Source organism: Candidatus Palauibacter australiensis, assembly GCA_026705295.1.
GTDB lineage: Bacteria > Gemmatimonadota > Gemmatimonadetes > Palauibacterales > Palauibacteraceae > Palauibacter > Palauibacter australiensis.
Genome location: JAPPBA010000110.1, coordinates 26,077 through 40,207, shown reverse-complemented (window position 1 = coordinate 40,207; position 14,131 = coordinate 26,077). Strand labels below are relative to the sequence as shown.

The window sequence follows — 14,131 nt, the reverse complement described above, 5'->3', positions numbered from 1 at the left end:
TCGGGCGGGAGCGCGTTCGGCCTCGACGCGGCGTCGGGCGTGGTCCGGTATCTCGAGGAGCGCGGGATCGGATACCGGGCCGGGGACCATGTCGTCCCGATCGTGGCGGCCGCGATCCTGTTCGATCTCGGCATCGGCGGCGGGTCCGTTCGGCCGGGGCCGGAGTGCGGTTACGAGGCCGCCCGCGCGGCGAGCACGGCGGCGCCCGCCGAGGGCAGCGTCGGCGCGGGGGCCGGAGCGACGGTCGGGAAGCTCCGCGGCCGCGGCCGCGCGATGAAGGGCGGGATCGGCACCGCCTCGATCACCCTTGAGGACGGTCTCACCGTGGCGGCGGTCGTGGCGGTCAATGCGGTCGGCGACGTGATCGATCCGGCCACGGGAGAGGTCGTGGCCGGCGTCCGCACCGAGGCCGGGACGGGCTTCGCGGACGCTCGCGCTCTGCTGCGCGAGGGCGCCGTGCGGCCGCCGGACGACGCGCCGGACGGCGACCGTTCCGTCGAGAACACGACCATCGGCGTCGTGGCGACGAACGCGCGCCTCTCGAAGGCCGAGATCACGAAGGTCGCGCAGATGGCGCACGACGGGCTCGCCCGCGCCATCTACCCGGCCCACACCCCGAGCGACGGCGACACCCTGTTCGGCCTCGCCACCGGCACGCACACGGACGACGCAGGTCTGGCGCGGATCGGCGCGCTCGCCGCGGACATGGTCGCCGAGGCGATCCTGCGCGCCGTCCGCGCCGCCACCGGCCTCCCCGGCCTCCCCTCCGTGGCAGATCTGGAGGGCACCGGCGGCTGATCGTTGGAGCGGCCGATCAACCGCGGCTATTCTTCTCGTATGAAACCGACGACCCCCCGCTCTCCAGACTCCGAATCCAAACGGCCCGAGCGGTCGGTGCCAGCGCCCTTCCGCCTGGTGACTGTGCGCGCCGCGCCCCGTCCGGGCGTCGATCTGGATCGGCCGAGGGCGCTTGAGCTTGAAGACGATCAGGCCCGGTTCGGACGCGGATGACGCTCCGTAGTCCCTCTCGGACGCGGCCGTCTTGAACGCGGCCCGGTAAGCTTGCCGTGATCGCGTGAACGCCGGCCTGTGGGTGCTACTCGCTTACGCTGCGGGGCTCGTGGCGCTGGGGGCGTGGATTGGGCGGCGGGTTGGCCGGGCGGGGAGCTTTTTCGTCGCGGACCGGAAGCTCGGGCCGGTGCTGCTCTTCGCCACCGTGCTGGCCGCCAACCTCGGGGCGGGCACGACGGTGGGCGCGGCGGGACTCGGCTACCGGGACGGGCTCAGCGCGTGGTGGTGGGTCGGCTCGGCCGGCATCGGGACGATCCTGCTCGCCCTCTGGGTCGGGCCGCGCATCTGGAAGGTGGCCGCGCGCCACGGGCTCCTCACCATGGGCGACTACCTCGACCTGCGCTACGGCCGCTCCGTGCGGCTGCTGATCGCCGTTCTGCTCTGGTTCGCCACCCTGACCATCGTGTCCGGGCAGCTCATCGCCATGGCCGAGATCGTCTCGGTCGTCGCCGGAACCCCGCGCTGGATCGGCGCGCTCGTGGGCGGGATCGTCGTCATCGTCTACTTCAGCGCCGGCGGCCTGGTGGCGTCGGCCTGGGTCAACCTCGTCCAGCTCATCGTGCTGCTCGCAGGGTTCGCGGTCGCGATCCCGTGGGCGCTCTCCGACATCGGCGGCTGGGCCGCCGTCGAGGCCACCGCTGCGCGCACGTCGCCGGACTACCTGAATCTGTGGCAGGGCGGCGGGTCCGGGTGGGTCTACATCGCCCTCCTCGCGCCCGCCTTCATCATCTCCCCGGGGCTGGTGCAGAAGGCCTACGGAGCGACGGGTCCCCGGGCGATCCGGATCGGACTCCTCGCCGCCGGCGTCGGGCTCATCCTGTTTGCCTTCGCGCCGACGCTGCTCGGCATGATCGCCCGCGTCTACGATCCCGCGCTCGCCAGCCGCGAGCAGGCCCTGCCCATGCTCCTCGCCACCGCGCTGCCGCCCGCGCTGGGGCTGCTCGGCCTCGCCGCGGTGTTCTCCGCCGAGGTGAGTTCGGCCGACGCCGGGCTGTTCATGCTCTCGACCTCTCTCTCGAAGGACCTTTACAAGGGATCCCTGAGACCCGAGGCGACGAGCCAGCAGGTGCTACGGGTGGCGCGAGGCGCCGCGATTGCCGGGGGGACGCTGGGCGTGCTGCTCGCGCTCTGGCTCGAGAGCGTGATCGCGTCGCTCACGATCTTCTACTCGATCCTGAGCGTGAGCCTGTTCGTTCCGGTGGCTGCCGGGCTCCACTCAAAGCGCGCCGGCGTACCGGAAGCCCTGGCCGCGATCGGGGCCGGCCTCGCGGCGCTGGGCGCCGTCCACATCTTCGCCCCGGCCGACGCGCCCGCCCTCCTCGACCGCACGCTCATCGGCCTCGTCGTCTCCGCCGCCGCCTTCGCCCTCGTCGCGCTGGCCCGCGGACGCCGGCGCGGCGCGTGATGTCATCCTTGCAAATCCGGCACGCCATTCCGGATTTGCAAGGAAACGCCCGTCGTACGCTGGATATCGAGTGGGAGCAGGGCTAACCTCCCGGCCACCTGACGACAGAAAGGGACGACCATGCCGGCAGGGGCCTTCAACAGAGCCGTACGCCGAGTCCTGATCTGCATTGCGGCGGCTGCCAGCGCCGCGAGCTGCGGGGGCGAGGGGCAGCGGACGCTCTCGATCGCGACGGGGAACACGAACGGGCTCTACTACCCGCTCGGGGGCGGCCTGGCGTCGATCTGGTCGCGGCACGTCGACGGCGTGAACATGAAGGCCGAGACCACCGCCGGCTCCGTGACGAACCTCATCCAAGTCGCCAAGGGGGAGAGCGAGGTCGGCTTCACGCAGGCGGACGCGCTCGCCGCGGCGCTGGCCGGCCGCGGGCGCTTCCCGGAGCCCATGCCGCTCGCCTCGCTCGGGAAGCTCTATCCCAACGTCGTGCACCTCGTGACGATCCGGAGCACGGGGATCGAGTCCGTGCAGGACCTCCGCGGGCGCCGCGTATCGGTGGGCCCGCCGGGGTCGGGGAACGCGGTCACCGCCTGGAACGTGCTCCAAGCGATGGGGATCGGGGAGTCCGACTTCACCGTGCGGCAGCTCAACTACGCGCAGATGTCGAACGGGCTCAAGGACGGGACGCTGGATGCCGGGTTCATCGCGGGCGGCGTGGGCATGCCCGCCGTGGTCGAGATCGGCGTCTCCCGGTCCATGGTCCTCGTCCCCTTCTCGGAGGATGAGATCGCGACGATCGTCCGGTCGGAGCCCGCGTACAGCGGCTTCCGTGTGCCACCCGGCGTCTACCGCGGCGTGGATGAGGCGGTGCTCACGCCTACGCTCTGGAACCTGGTCGTCGTCCACCGCGCGATGGAGGCGGGACTCGCCTACGATCTCACGCGCACGATGCTCGAGCGCCGCGAGGATCTCGAGAACATCTCCGGGGTGGCGAGCTTCATCACGCCGCCCTCCGCGCGCGACGTGGGCGACTTCCCGCTCCACCCCGGCGCCCGGCGCTACTTCGACGAAGTTCTGGACCCCGCGGCGCGTTGACGGCGCATTGACGATCCGTTGACGACCCGGCGGCCGCCGTGGCGGCGCATCATCTTCGCCCTCGCGGTAGGGCTCTCCCTCTTCCAGCTCTGGCAGAGCACGACCGGCACGCTCTCGGCCACGCTCGGCCGGCCCATCCACCTCGCCTGGGTCGTCGTCCTCACCTTCCTCGCCAAGCCCTCGTGGACGGGGGAGGGCCCCGCGCCCCGCTGGAGCCTGTGGCTCGATGCCGCTCTGGCGCTGGTCGCCCTCTACTGCGGGTGGGTCATCGTGGGCTTCGACTACCGCGGGGTCGACCACATCCTGGACGGACTCACGACCCACAACCTGATCGCGGGCCTGGTGTTCGTGATCCTCCTCTTCGAGGCGACCCGCCGGGCCGTGGGCTGGGTGATGGTCGCGGTGGGCCTCGTCTTTCTCCTCTACGCGGGGTTCGGCGACCTGCTGCCGGACGTGATCGCGAATCGCGGCTTCACGCTGGAGCGCATCCTCCGCTTCCAGATCTTCACGGGGTCGGGCCTGTTCGGGACGCCGCTGGGGATCGCGGCGGGGACCGTGTTCATCTTCGTCCTCTTCGGGGCGTTCCTCGAGGTGACGGGGGCGGGGCGCTTCTTCATCGACCTCGCCTTCGCCGCTGCGGGCCGCTTCCGGGGCGGGCCGGCCAAGGCGAGCGTCATCGCCTCCGCGGCCATGGGGTCGATCTCCGGCTCGGCGATCGCCAACACGGTGACGACGGGCGCGCTCACGATCCCGATGATGAAGAAGCTCGGCTACCGTCCGGAGCAGGCGGGCGGGATCGAGGCGGCCGCCTCCACCGGCGGCCAGATCATGCCGCCGATCATGGGCGCCGGCGCCTTCATCATGGCGGACTTCACGAACACCCCGTACCGGGAGATCGTGGCGCTCTCCATCGCGCCCGCGATCCTCTACTTCGGCTGCACGCTCCTCTTCGTCCACCTCATGGCCCTGAAACTGGGACTCCGGGGGATGAAGAACCCGCCGCCGGTGCGGCGCACGCTGCGCGAGGGCGTCCACTTCCTCCTTCCGCTGGGGCTCGTCGTCGCGCTCCTCCTCCTCAACTACTCGCCCCCGCTGGTCGGGGCGGTGGGCTGCCTCGCCGTCGTCGTGACGGGGATGGCGCGGAAGCGGACGCGGGTCGGCTGGCGCACGATCCTGGAGGGGCTGCGGACAGGCGCGGTGCTGGCGCTGCCGATCTCGCTCGCGTGCGCCACGGCCGGGATCGTGGTGGGCGTGATCGGCCAGACGGGGATCGGCCTCCAGTTCACCGAATCCGTCGTGCAGGCGGCGGGCGGGCTGCTGTGGCTCGCGCTCATCTTCATTGCGATCGCGGCGCTCGTCCTCGGGATGGGACTGCCCGTGACCGCGGCCTACATCGTGATCTCGGTCATGGCCGCGCCGGCGCTGGAGGGGCTCGGGCTCTCCCTCCTCGTCGCGCACATGATCATCTTCTGGCTCTCGCAGACGTCGAACGTGACGCCGCCCATCGCGCTCGCCGCCTTCGCGGGGGCCGGGGTGGCGGGTTCCGCGCCCATGCGGACGGCGACCCAGGCCGTGAAGCTCTCCCTCGGCTTCTTCATCGTGCCCGCGATGATGGCCTATTCGGCCCTGATCCTGGTGGACGGCACCTCCGTGCCGGCGTTCATCTTCGCCATCCTCTGCACGGTGGCGCTCATCTCGGTCGCGGCGTACGCGATCGAAGGGTTCGCGGTGGCCGCATGCGGCGGCGCCGAGCGCGCCCTGTTCGCCCTGGCGGGCGCCCTCATCCTGGTCCCGAACGACCCGGCACGGATCGCCGGCGTGCTGCTGGGCGCCACGGTGTTGGCTCTCCACGCCCAGAACGCGCGGAGGGCACGGAAAACCGGGTAGCCGCGGGCGTCAGTCTCCTCGCGCCTCGGCGGCGGCGCGGCGCATCGCCTTCTTGCGCTCGATCGGGTCGAGCTTGCGCTTGCGGAGGCGGATCGCGTCGGGCGTGATCTCGATCAGCTCGTCGTCGTTGATGAACTCGAGGGCGAGTTCCAGCGTCAGTTCGCGCGGCGGCTCCAGGCGCACGTTCTCGTCCGCGGCGGCGGCGCGCATGTTCGTGAGCTTCTTCCCCTTCGACACGTTGACCTCGAGGTCGCCGGCGCGGACGTGCTCGCCCACGATCATCCCGCTGTAGACCTCGACGCCGGGGCCGATCAGCATCTCGGCCCGTTCCTGCAGGTTGAAGAGGGCGAAGGCCACCGACGTTCCCGGGCGGTCCGCGACGAGCACTCCCCGGCGCCGGTGTTCGAGGCGTCCGGCTCGGGGGCCGTACTCGAGGAAGCGGTGGTGCAACTGGCCCTCGCCGCGCGTGTCCGTGAGGAACTCGGAGCGGTATCCGAACAGGCCGCGCGACGGAAGCCTGAAGTCGAGGCGCACCGGGCCCTGGTCCGTCGGCCGCATCGAGAGGAGTTCAGCCCGCCGGCTTCCCATCTTCTCCATCACCACGCCGACCATCCCGGACGGCACCTCGATCACGGCCTCCTCGTACGGCTCCAGGACCTCCCCGTCCGGTCCCTCCCGCAGGATGACGCGGGGGCGCGAGACGGAGAACTCGTACCCCTCCCGACGCATCGTCTCCATGAGAATCGTGAGGTGGAGTTCCCCGCGCCCCGAGACGGAGAAGGTGTCGGGCGACTCCGTGGGCTCGACGCGAAGGGCGACATTCCTCTCCAGTTCCCGGAAGAGGCGCTGGCGCAGTTGCCGGGTCGTGACGTACTTGCCCGTCCGCCCGGCGAAGGGGGCGTCGTTGACCCGGAAATCCACCGCGAGGGTGGGCCGCTCGACGGCGATCCCCCGGAGGCGCTCCCTGTGGCCGGGGTCCGTGACCGTCTGGCCGATCTCCACGCCTTCGAGTCCCGCCAGCGCCACGATGTCGCCGGCGCTCGCGCGGGGCGTTTCGACCCGCTTCAGGCCGTCGAAGCCGTAAATCTTGAGCACCCGGGCCGGGATCGCCTCGTCGTCCGGGACGGGCCCCGGCTCGCCGAGCGGCAGCAGCACCACCCGATCCGCCTCGGCCACGGCGCCCCGCTCGATGCGGCCGATCGCGATGCGCCCCACGTAGCTGGAGTGGTCCAGCGTCGAGGCCAGCATCTGGAACGGTCCCTCGGGGTCGCCGGCGGGGGTGGGGACCGCCGCCACGATCGTCTCGAACAGCGGCTCCAGGTCTCCGCCGCGCGCCTCGCTGTCCGGCGATGCCCAGCCGTCCCGCGCGCTCGCGTAGAGGAAGGGGGCGTCGAGCTGGGACTCGGTGGCGTCCAACTCCAGGAACAGTTCCAGCACGTCGTCGTGCACTTCGGTGGCGCGCTGGTCGGGCCGGTCCACCTTGTTGATCACCACCACGGGCGCGAGCCCCAGCGCGAGGGCCTTCCGCGTGACGAAGCGTGTCTGCGGCATGGGCCCCTCGGCGGCATCCACCAGGAGGAGCACGCCGTCCACCATCCGGAGGATGCGCTCGACCTCGCCGCCGAAATCCGCGTGGCCAGGCGTGTCGACGATGTTGATCCGCGTCTCGCCCCAGCGCACGGCCGTGTTCTTCGACAGGATCGTGATGCCGCGCTCGCGCTCCAGCGGGTTGGAGTCCATGACGCGCTCCTCGACGCGCTCGTGCGACTGGAAGGCGCCCGCCTGCCGCAGCATGTGGTCGACGAGCGTCGTCTTCCCGTGATCGACGTGGGCGATGATCGCAATGTTCCTGATCTTCCCGGGCGGGGGCGCCACGCAGGCCTCGACTTCCGCGTACTCGCGGTTGGGGGGAAACGGCGGGGAATCGCGTGGATATTCTACCGTCGCCGGCACCGAACGACAAAGCGGTGCGGGGTGGCGAGGGCGTGTGCATGGCGGCGAGGGCGACACTAGGTTGCCGCGGCGATTCTGGCGCGGCCGGAGGTGCGAGCTGAGAACGAAAAAGTGGATGGCGGTGGCCGGACTGTCGGTCGTCTTCGTCTGGGTCTCGATCTGGTTCCGCTTCCGGGAGGTCGAACCGCCGCCCCCGCCCGAACCTGCCGATCTTCGCCTGTGGGATTTCCTGGGTTGCCGGCACCTCCAGTTCGATATCTGGCTCGCGGACGAGGGCGGCGAGGCTCCCGAGGCCGATCCGCCTGTCGTACGGTCGCTCATGCTGTTCGCCGACTCCGTCGACGCGTACGGGAGGGAGATGACCGCCTACAAGGCCGTCCCTCTCGCGGGAGACGGAGACCTCTCCGGCATGGAGACGCGCTGGTTCACGCGGGCCGACACGCTCTGGGTCGTGTGGTCGAGTCCGGAGGTGCGGGGCGCTGTGGCGCTGCGCCGCAGTCGCGGGGACATGGTCGGACGGGCGGTGGCGCGGCTACGGGGGCAAGCGGCCGCCGCATCTCCTGCGGGTGACGCCTCGGTTCAGGCCCGGGCGACGTCCTGGGCGGTGAACTGCCACTCGCTGCGTCCCAACCGGATCGGCCCCGTCGACCGGTAGCAGGTCGTGGCTGGCGGCGGCCTCTAGAGGAAGGAGGGATCGAAGCCGTCGGAGGCTTCTTCGTTCTCCTCGCGCACGAGGGTGAGGATCGCGCCCTGGGGGGCGACGAGGTACTGGGTGCCCTCGAAGGTGATCTCCACCGCGGCCTTCCGGAAGAAGAGCGCGTAGTCTCCCGGTCGCGCCTGCATGGGAAGATAGCGGGCTTCGGTGGCGCCGATCTTCCAGGGCTCGTCCCCGAGTTCGGCGGGCGGACCGACCGGCGTCCCGGGGCCGACGGCCACGACCGTTCCCGCCTGCACGGCCTGCTTGTCGATCGCGGTGGGAGGGAGATAGAGGCCGACGTTCGTGCGGTCCTCGCCCTCCAGCGGCTCGATGAGTACGCGGTCGCCGACGACGATGAGTTTCTTCTCGCTCATGCGGCACGATAGGGAACGGGGGCGGCCCCGGACAGGTTGATCAGCCGGCCTGGGCCTTCAGCCGGTTCGGGCTCCCTTCGCCGGGTCGTCGTCGACCCGCGAACGTTCGCTGGCAATGAAGCCGTCCACGCTCTCGGGGACGAGGAGGTTGTCGGCGATGCGGGCGATCTCCTCGGCCTCGCGCCACCGCGCCTCCAGTTCCTTCAGTTCCCCCTCCAGCGCTTCGCGCTCCGCCTGCTCGTGCGTCGCCATCTCGATGGCAAGCCGCATGTCCACCTTGAGACCCGCCAGGGTTCCGGGAAGCGGCTTCATGAGATTCTCGACCTTCTTGGGGGGGAGATCCGCCTTTCCCGAGCCGGAGAAGTCGCTCATGGCGCGGCGAGCCGCCCCTGGCAGGAAAGCCTCCGGATGTCCGGCCTCCTCGATCCGCTCGACCGCGGCGCGGATCGCCTTCCGGGCCCCGCCACTCCGGTTGGCGTGGGCCATGAGCTGGCCCGCGAGGCCGATCGCTTCGCTCCCGTGCACGATCATCGTATGCCGGCGGTTCTTGCGCTTGCGGGTCTTCCCCCACTTGTCCCAACCCGGGATGTGATCGACGCGGAGGTCCCACCCCGATGCGTCGGGGCTGGGTACCAGGCGAGACGTGTAGAGGTGCTTCCGTTGTATTCGGATGGGATCGCCGTGCTCGTCCCTGAGACGGAGAAGGACGCGGTCCCGGTACCAGGCTTGAGCCCCCTGGAAGAGCCCCGGGAAGATGCCGCCCATCGCGAACCCGGCGATCGTGCCGCCGACTACGACCGCGCCCGCCGCCGTCCCGACGGCCCCGGTGACGAGCACGGCCCGCCGCCGCCGCCGACCGAACTGGTCGCCGTAGCGCCATGCGGCGAACTCCTGGCGGACGGGGTCGCCGACGCGGACGAGTTCGAGGCCCTCCTTGAGCTTCGCCAACCCGATGTTGTCGGAGGCGACCCGCATGCGGGTGCCCTCGAAGGCGCGTTCGCAGGCTTCGATCGCCTCCCAGCGCGTCTCGAGCGGCGACAGGTTCCAGCGCTCGCAGCGCCGGCACACGACCCAGAGCCGTCCTCTGGCTCCGTCGAAGGCCAGACGGCGCCCGACGGGGAACTCCTCGATGGCTTCGTTCCGCTTGAGGTCGGCGTGGCAGAAGATACAGGTCGTATACATGCGCCCCCAATGTTGTGGACCGGCTCGGTCGGGGATACCCGCGACCGCCGCCACTTCATCGCTTCCCGTGACACCCGCCGCCGCGCGTGGCGCGCCCCGTCCGGAATCTCTTCCGTATGCAGATTTGCGATATAAAGATGATCTTTATATCATGCTTCAGAGGCTCCCGGGTGAGCCGGGCGCCGAGGTGAACGTGGACGGTCGAAACGAGGTGCCGCTTGCAGGCCACTCTCTCGAAGCGAATCAACGAGCTGCTCGTGCTCGCGGTCCTGGAGCGGGGACCCGCGCACGGCTACCAGATCGCGCTCTCCGTGGAGGAACGGACGGGGGGCGCCTTTTCGTTTCAGCACGGGACGCTCTACCCGATCCTGCACCGGCTCGAGACGGATGGACACGTGCGCGGCAAGTGGGGCGGGGAGGGCCGGCGGCGGAAGACGTACGAACTGACCGACGCGGGCCGTGCCGAACTGGCGGCGGGGGCGGCGCAACTGGAGCGGCAGTTTCGGGTGCTGCTGGAACTCTTCGCGGGGACCCATGCGGCCTGAGCATCCCCTGGCCGACGTCGAACGGAGTCTCGCGGTGTCGCCGCGACGCCGCCTCGACGTGCTGGAGGAAGTCGACGCCGACGCGGAGGCGCTGCAGGCGGAACTGGAACGTCGCGGATACGGGCCGGCGCAGGCACGCCGCGCCGCCCTCCGGCGGGTCGTGCCGGGGACGGAGACGCTCGCGCAACTCGAGGCGCAGCACGCCCCGCCTCTGGGCCGCTGGGCGCGGGGCACGGGATGGATCGACCGGGCGGAACGCCTCGGGATTCTCGTGGCCACGGGCCTGGCCGGGGCGGTGGCATGCATCACGATTCTCGGAGCGGGTCCGCTCGGCTCCGCGGCCGTGCTGGCCTGGCCCCAGGTCATCGTCGTCGCCCTGCTCGCCGCGAACTGGACCCGGGCCGCCAAGCGTCTCTGGATCGACGGCGACCTGCGGCCCGAACTGCGGCGCCGGCTGTGGGAGCGGCAGATCGGCCTCATCGTCCTCGCGGTCGCCCTCGGGGCGCTGGGCGCCGCCCGTGAGGTCTACGGCGCCTTCGGAGCGCTTGAAGCCGAAGCCTTTGCGCCGCCGGCCATGTGGGACGCCGTCGGCCGCATCGTCTCCTTCGCCGCGCTCGGGTTGAGCGCGGCGATCTTCGGACTCTTCGGCTGGCTCGCGATCACCCCGCGCCTGATCGACGACGAAACGATGGAGCACCGCATATCGGCGTTCTTCGCCTCGCGGCTCCCACCCACCTCATCAACGCGGAGGTAACGATGTCCTTCCTCGAATCGCTCGGGTTCATCCAGTATCCGATCTGGATCGTGCTGATCCTGATGCTGGTACAAATCGGACGCGCGACGGCCGACTGGTTCCGGTCGTCCGGAGCCCCGCCGGCGGGTCTGCGCATCCATTCCATCCTGGTGCTCGGGGCGCTCGCCGCGTGCCTCGGGGTGCTCGGGTCGCTGGTCGGCGTCTGGCTGGCCGCGGAAGCCATCTCGCGGGCGGGGGAGGTGAACGCGGGGCTGGCGTGGGGCGGGATCCAGGTCGCCCTGGGCTCGTCCATCGTCGGTTTCCTGATCCTCGGCGTGGCGTCGATCGCCTGGCTCGTCCTGCAGTACGCGAGCGGTCGGCGGGATCCCGGAATGGCGCGCTGATGCGCGTCCCGGCGCTGGTCGCGGCCGGTCTCGTCCTCGTGCTCGGCGCCTGCGCCCCGGAGCCGGAGGGAGGTCTCGGGGGCCTGTCGCGGCGCGACTCGGCGGGGGTGGCAATCTCCGACAACGAGGCCGGCGACGCTCCGTTCGCGGGTGGGGCGGCGCACATCGCGGATCTCATGACGCCGGACAGCGCGCTCACGGCGCTCCCCTGGGGGGTGGTCGCGGATCCGGCGGCCGAGCGCGTCTACGTGGCGGACATGACGGGCGCCCGCGTCGCCGTGTTCGACGGCGCGGGGGCGTTCGTGGAGGCGTTGGGACGGGCGGGAGAGGGTCCGGGCGAGTTTCGGGGCGTGTCCGCGCTGACGTTGGCGCCGGGCGGGACGCTCGTGGCGCTCGACGCGAGACGGGGCGTGCTCAGCCGCTGGTCCCCGGATGGAGAGTTCGCGGGCGAGGAGCGGCTCCCGGCGAGCTACTGGGGACCCGGGTTCGCGGTCGGCGAGGGCGGGGCGGCGGAATGGTTCGCGACCGTCGGTTCGGCCACGGCGGACATGTCGATGGACCAGACGCTGGCGGTGCACACGCCGCGCGGAGCGGAACCGGTCCACGTCGTGCGGCGGGAACTGTCGCTCATGGAATTGCCGTGCGCGTCCATGCCCGCCCCGAAGGTGTTCGCGCCGGACGCGGTGTGGGCGAGCCGCGGCGACACGCTCTGGTTCGTGAACGGGGACGGGTTCCGGATCGACGGCTACGCGCGGGGAGCGGTCTTCGCCAGCCTGCGGCGGGCGGCGGCCCCCGCGATCCCGGTCACGCGGGCGATGGCGATGGCGTCGCTCTCCTTCGGCCCGGGCCCGTACGGGAGCCTCATGCGGCAGTGCGGCGTGACGGCCGGGGAAGTGGTCGACGCCACCGGATATGAAGAAGTGCTGTCTCCCATCGTCGGGTTCACGCCCGATCCGGCGGGCGGGCTGTGGGTGTCGCGGCGGACGCGTGGTCTCATCCCCGAGGTCATCGATGTGATGGGACCCGGAGGCGGATACCTGGGGACGCTCGACATCCCCGCCATCCCCGTCGGGTTCGTGTCGCCGTTGCGGCTGGTCGCCGTGCGGCCGGTGCCGGAGACGGGGGAGATCCGGGTGTCGCTGTACGAAATCGGGACGGACGCCGCGGCGGCCGGCGGATCGGGCGCCCGCGATGGCCGCGGGCCCGCCGCCGGGAGCCCGCCCGCTCGGATCGGGTCGGTACTGCGCGGCGGGTCCAGACAATCGTCCTCCGCCGCGGCGTCGGCCCCGCCCCGGCGCCCCTCGGAGCCCAACCCGGCGGGCCTGCGCGAGTTTAGGGACTGCGACCTCTGTCCGGTCATGGTGGAAATGCCGCCGGGAGGGTTCGTGATGGGGCGGGCCGAGGGAGAAGACCGGCGCCTGGGGCTCGACCGGGAGCCGGACCGGCCGGAGTTCAGCCGGGAGCGGGAGCGTCCCCGCGTGCGGATCGAGTTCGGACACCGGTTCGCCATCGGCAAGTACGAGGTGACGTTCGACGAGTGGGACCGCTGCGTGGCAGCGGGAGGATGCGACTACCGGCCCGAGGACAGGGGGTGGGGGCGGGGCGACCGTCCCGTGATCCACGTCTCCTACCTCGACGCCGAGATGTACCTGGCCTGGCTGGCGGAGGAGACCGGCCGCCCGTACCGGCTGCCGAGCAGCGCCGAGTGGGAATACGCGGCCCGCGCCGGGACGACGACCGCCCGCTGGTGGGGAGACGAGGTCGGGAGCGGACACGCGGTGTGCGACGAGTGCGGCCTCGACTGGGAGGTGGGGTCCACCGCGCCCACGGGATCGCTGCCGCCGAACCCGTGGGGACTCCACGACATGCTGGGCAACGTGTCCGAACTCGCGGCCGACTGCTGGACGGCCACCTACGACGAGGTGCCCACCGACGGCTCACCCGTCCGCGAAGCGTCCCATCACTGGAGCGAAGGCCGCTGCCTGCGTCCCACCTGGCGGGGCGGCGCCTTCTACCACTTCCGCTGGACCGTACGCTCGGCGTGGCGCAGCGGCGGCAGCATTCTGGCCACCGCCGAAGCGCGCCACGCCCATCCGCAGGTCGGCGGCGGCACCGGCTTCCGCGTCGCCCTCACGTTCGACGCGCCGACCCCGGACCCGGCCCGCTAACCACTCCCGCCGACTCCCGGGCCCGGCCCGGTTGCCCCGGCCCCGCAGCCCGTTCTAGACTGAATCCCCCCGGCCGACGGGCGGCCGGATGAGTCCCGTTCCGGGAGCTCCGCCGGCGCTCCCGCCGGCACAGGATCAGGAGTGGCCGCATGAAGCGCATCTCCATGACCGTGAACGGGGTTCGGCACGAGGCGGACGTCGAACCCCGCACCCTCCTCGTTCATTTCATCCGCGAACAACTCGAACTGACCGGCACCAACGTGGGCTGCGACACGTCCTCGTGCGGCGCCTGCACGATTCTGATGAACGGTCAGTCGGTGAAGTCGTGTACCGTGCTCGCTGTCCAGGCGGACGGCGCGGACGTGGCCACGGTCGAGGGGCTCGCGAGCAACGGCGACTGGCACCCGGTCCAGAAGGCGTTCCACGAGAACCACGGTCTGCAATGCGGGTTCTGCACGCCGGGGATGATGATGGCCGCGGTGGGATACCTGGATGAGAACCCGTCGCCCACGGAGGACGACGTCCGGCTCGCGCTGGAGGGCAACCTCTGCCGGTGCACCGGCTACCACAACATCGTCAAGGCGGTGCTCGCGGCCGCCGACGACATGGGCTCTTAGGCG

General features: G+C 71.3%; 13 protein-coding genes. 10 read left to right on the top strand and 3 right to left on the bottom strand.

The window, feature by feature from the left end:
* From OXN85_08560 to OXN85_08545, 4 genes are all read left to right on the top strand, one after another.
* A partial coding sequence (locus tag OXN85_08560) for a P1 family peptidase (GenBank protein ID MCY3600009.1) occupies window positions 1–798 on the top strand: 798 nt, incomplete at its 5' end.
* Window positions 799–1,075: 277 nt separating this feature from the next.
* Window positions 1,076–2,476, top strand: a complete 1,401-nt coding sequence (locus OXN85_08555) for a sodium:solute symporter family protein (protein MCY3600008.1) — start codon at window positions 1,076–1,078, stop codon at window positions 2,474–2,476.
* A gap of 120 nt (window positions 2,477–2,596) precedes the next feature.
* On the top strand, window positions 2,597–3,568 hold the full coding sequence (locus tag OXN85_08550; GenBank protein MCY3600007.1) for a TAXI family TRAP transporter solute-binding subunit: 972 nt from the start codon (window positions 2,597–2,599) through the stop codon (window positions 3,566–3,568).
* A gap of 18 nt (window positions 3,569–3,586) precedes the next feature.
* Complete coding sequence (locus tag OXN85_08545; protein MCY3600006.1) at window positions 3,587–5,455, top strand: TRAP transporter fused permease subunit; 1,869 nt, start codon at window positions 3,587–3,589, stop codon at window positions 5,453–5,455.
* 9 nt (window positions 5,456–5,464) lie between these two features.
* On the opposite strand, the gene typA is transcribed toward OXN85_08545, so the two are convergent.
* Window positions 5,465–7,330: a translational GTPase TypA gene (typA, locus tag OXN85_08540; GenBank protein ID MCY3600005.1), complete on the bottom strand. Its 1,866-nt coding sequence runs from the start codon at window positions 7,328–7,330 to the stop codon at window positions 5,465–5,467.
* A 193-nt stretch (window positions 7,331–7,523) separates the two neighbouring features.
* Here typA and OXN85_08535 point away from each other — a divergent pair, with 193 nt between their 5' ends.
* Window positions 7,524–8,063, top strand: coding sequence for a hypothetical protein (locus tag OXN85_08535; GenBank protein MCY3600004.1), 540 nt, complete (start codon window positions 7,524–7,526; stop codon window positions 8,061–8,063).
* 23 nt (window positions 8,064–8,086) lie between these two features.
* Here the strand turns inward: OXN85_08535 and OXN85_08530 are convergent, their stop codons facing one another.
* Window positions 8,087–8,479 (bottom strand): co-chaperone GroES family protein, encoded by a 393-nt coding sequence (locus OXN85_08530; GenBank protein ID MCY3600003.1) that lies wholly within the window; start codon window positions 8,477–8,479, stop codon window positions 8,087–8,089.
* 57 nt (window positions 8,480–8,536) lie between these two features.
* Complete coding sequence (locus OXN85_08525; protein ID MCY3600002.1) at window positions 8,537–9,661, bottom strand: hypothetical protein; 1,125 nt, start codon at window positions 9,659–9,661, stop codon at window positions 8,537–8,539.
* Between the two features lie 218 nt (window positions 9,662–9,879).
* Here OXN85_08525 and OXN85_08520 point away from each other — a divergent pair, with 218 nt between their 5' ends.
* The 5 genes from OXN85_08520 to OXN85_08500 all read left to right on the top strand — a co-directional run bounded on the left by OXN85_08520 (window position 9,880) and on the right by OXN85_08500 (window position 14,128).
* Entirely contained in the window at window positions 9,880–10,206 is a 327-nt protein-coding gene (locus tag OXN85_08520; GenBank protein MCY3600001.1) for a helix-turn-helix transcriptional regulator, read from the top strand.
* A 34-nt stretch (window positions 10,207–10,240) separates the two neighbouring features.
* Window positions 10,241–10,960, top strand: a complete 720-nt coding sequence (locus OXN85_08515) for a hypothetical protein (protein MCY3600000.1) — start codon at window positions 10,241–10,243, stop codon at window positions 10,958–10,960.
* A gap of 2 nt (window positions 10,961–10,962) precedes the next feature.
* Window positions 10,963–11,343: a hypothetical protein gene (locus OXN85_08510; protein MCY3599999.1), complete on the top strand. Its 381-nt coding sequence runs from the start codon at window positions 10,963–10,965 to the stop codon at window positions 11,341–11,343.
* The gene (locus OXN85_08505; GenBank protein MCY3599998.1) at window positions 11,343–13,511 is read left to right on the top strand and encodes an SUMF1/EgtB/PvdO family nonheme iron enzyme; all 2,169 of its coding nucleotides are present in this window, start codon (window positions 11,343–11,345) and stop codon (window positions 13,509–13,511) included. The genes OXN85_08510 and OXN85_08505 overlap by 1 nt, the downstream gene beginning before the upstream one ends.
* Before the next feature lie 149 nt (window positions 13,512–13,660).
* Window positions 13,661–14,128 (top strand): (2Fe-2S)-binding protein, encoded by a 468-nt coding sequence (locus OXN85_08500; protein MCY3599997.1) that lies wholly within the window; start codon window positions 13,661–13,663, stop codon window positions 14,126–14,128.
* Window positions 14,129–14,131: the final 3 nt, after the last annotated feature.

Bases quoted from the DNA above. Each gene is read 5' to 3' on its own strand.
- OXN85_08500 (MCY3599997.1), top strand. From the start codon at position 13,661: ATGAAGCGCATCTCCATGACCGTGAACGGGGTTCGGCACGAGGCGGAC.
- OXN85_08530 (MCY3600003.1), bottom strand. From the start codon at position 8,479: ATGAGCGAGAAGAAACTCATCGTCGTCGGCGACCGCGTACTCATCGAG.
- OXN85_08525 (MCY3600002.1), bottom strand. From the start codon at position 9,661: ATGTATACGACCTGTATCTTCTGCCACGCCGACCTCAAGCGGAACGAA.
- OXN85_08550 (MCY3600007.1), top strand. From the start codon at position 2,597: ATGCCGGCAGGGGCCTTCAACAGAGCCGTACGCCGAGTCCTGATCTGC.
- OXN85_08535 (MCY3600004.1), top strand. From the start codon at position 7,524: ATGGCGGTGGCCGGACTGTCGGTCGTCTTCGTCTGGGTCTCGATCTGG.
- OXN85_08505 (MCY3599998.1), top strand. From the start codon at position 11,343: ATGCGCGTCCCGGCGCTGGTCGCGGCCGGTCTCGTCCTCGTGCTCGGC.
- OXN85_08510 (MCY3599999.1), top strand. From the start codon at position 10,963: ATGTCCTTCCTCGAATCGCTCGGGTTCATCCAGTATCCGATCTGGATC.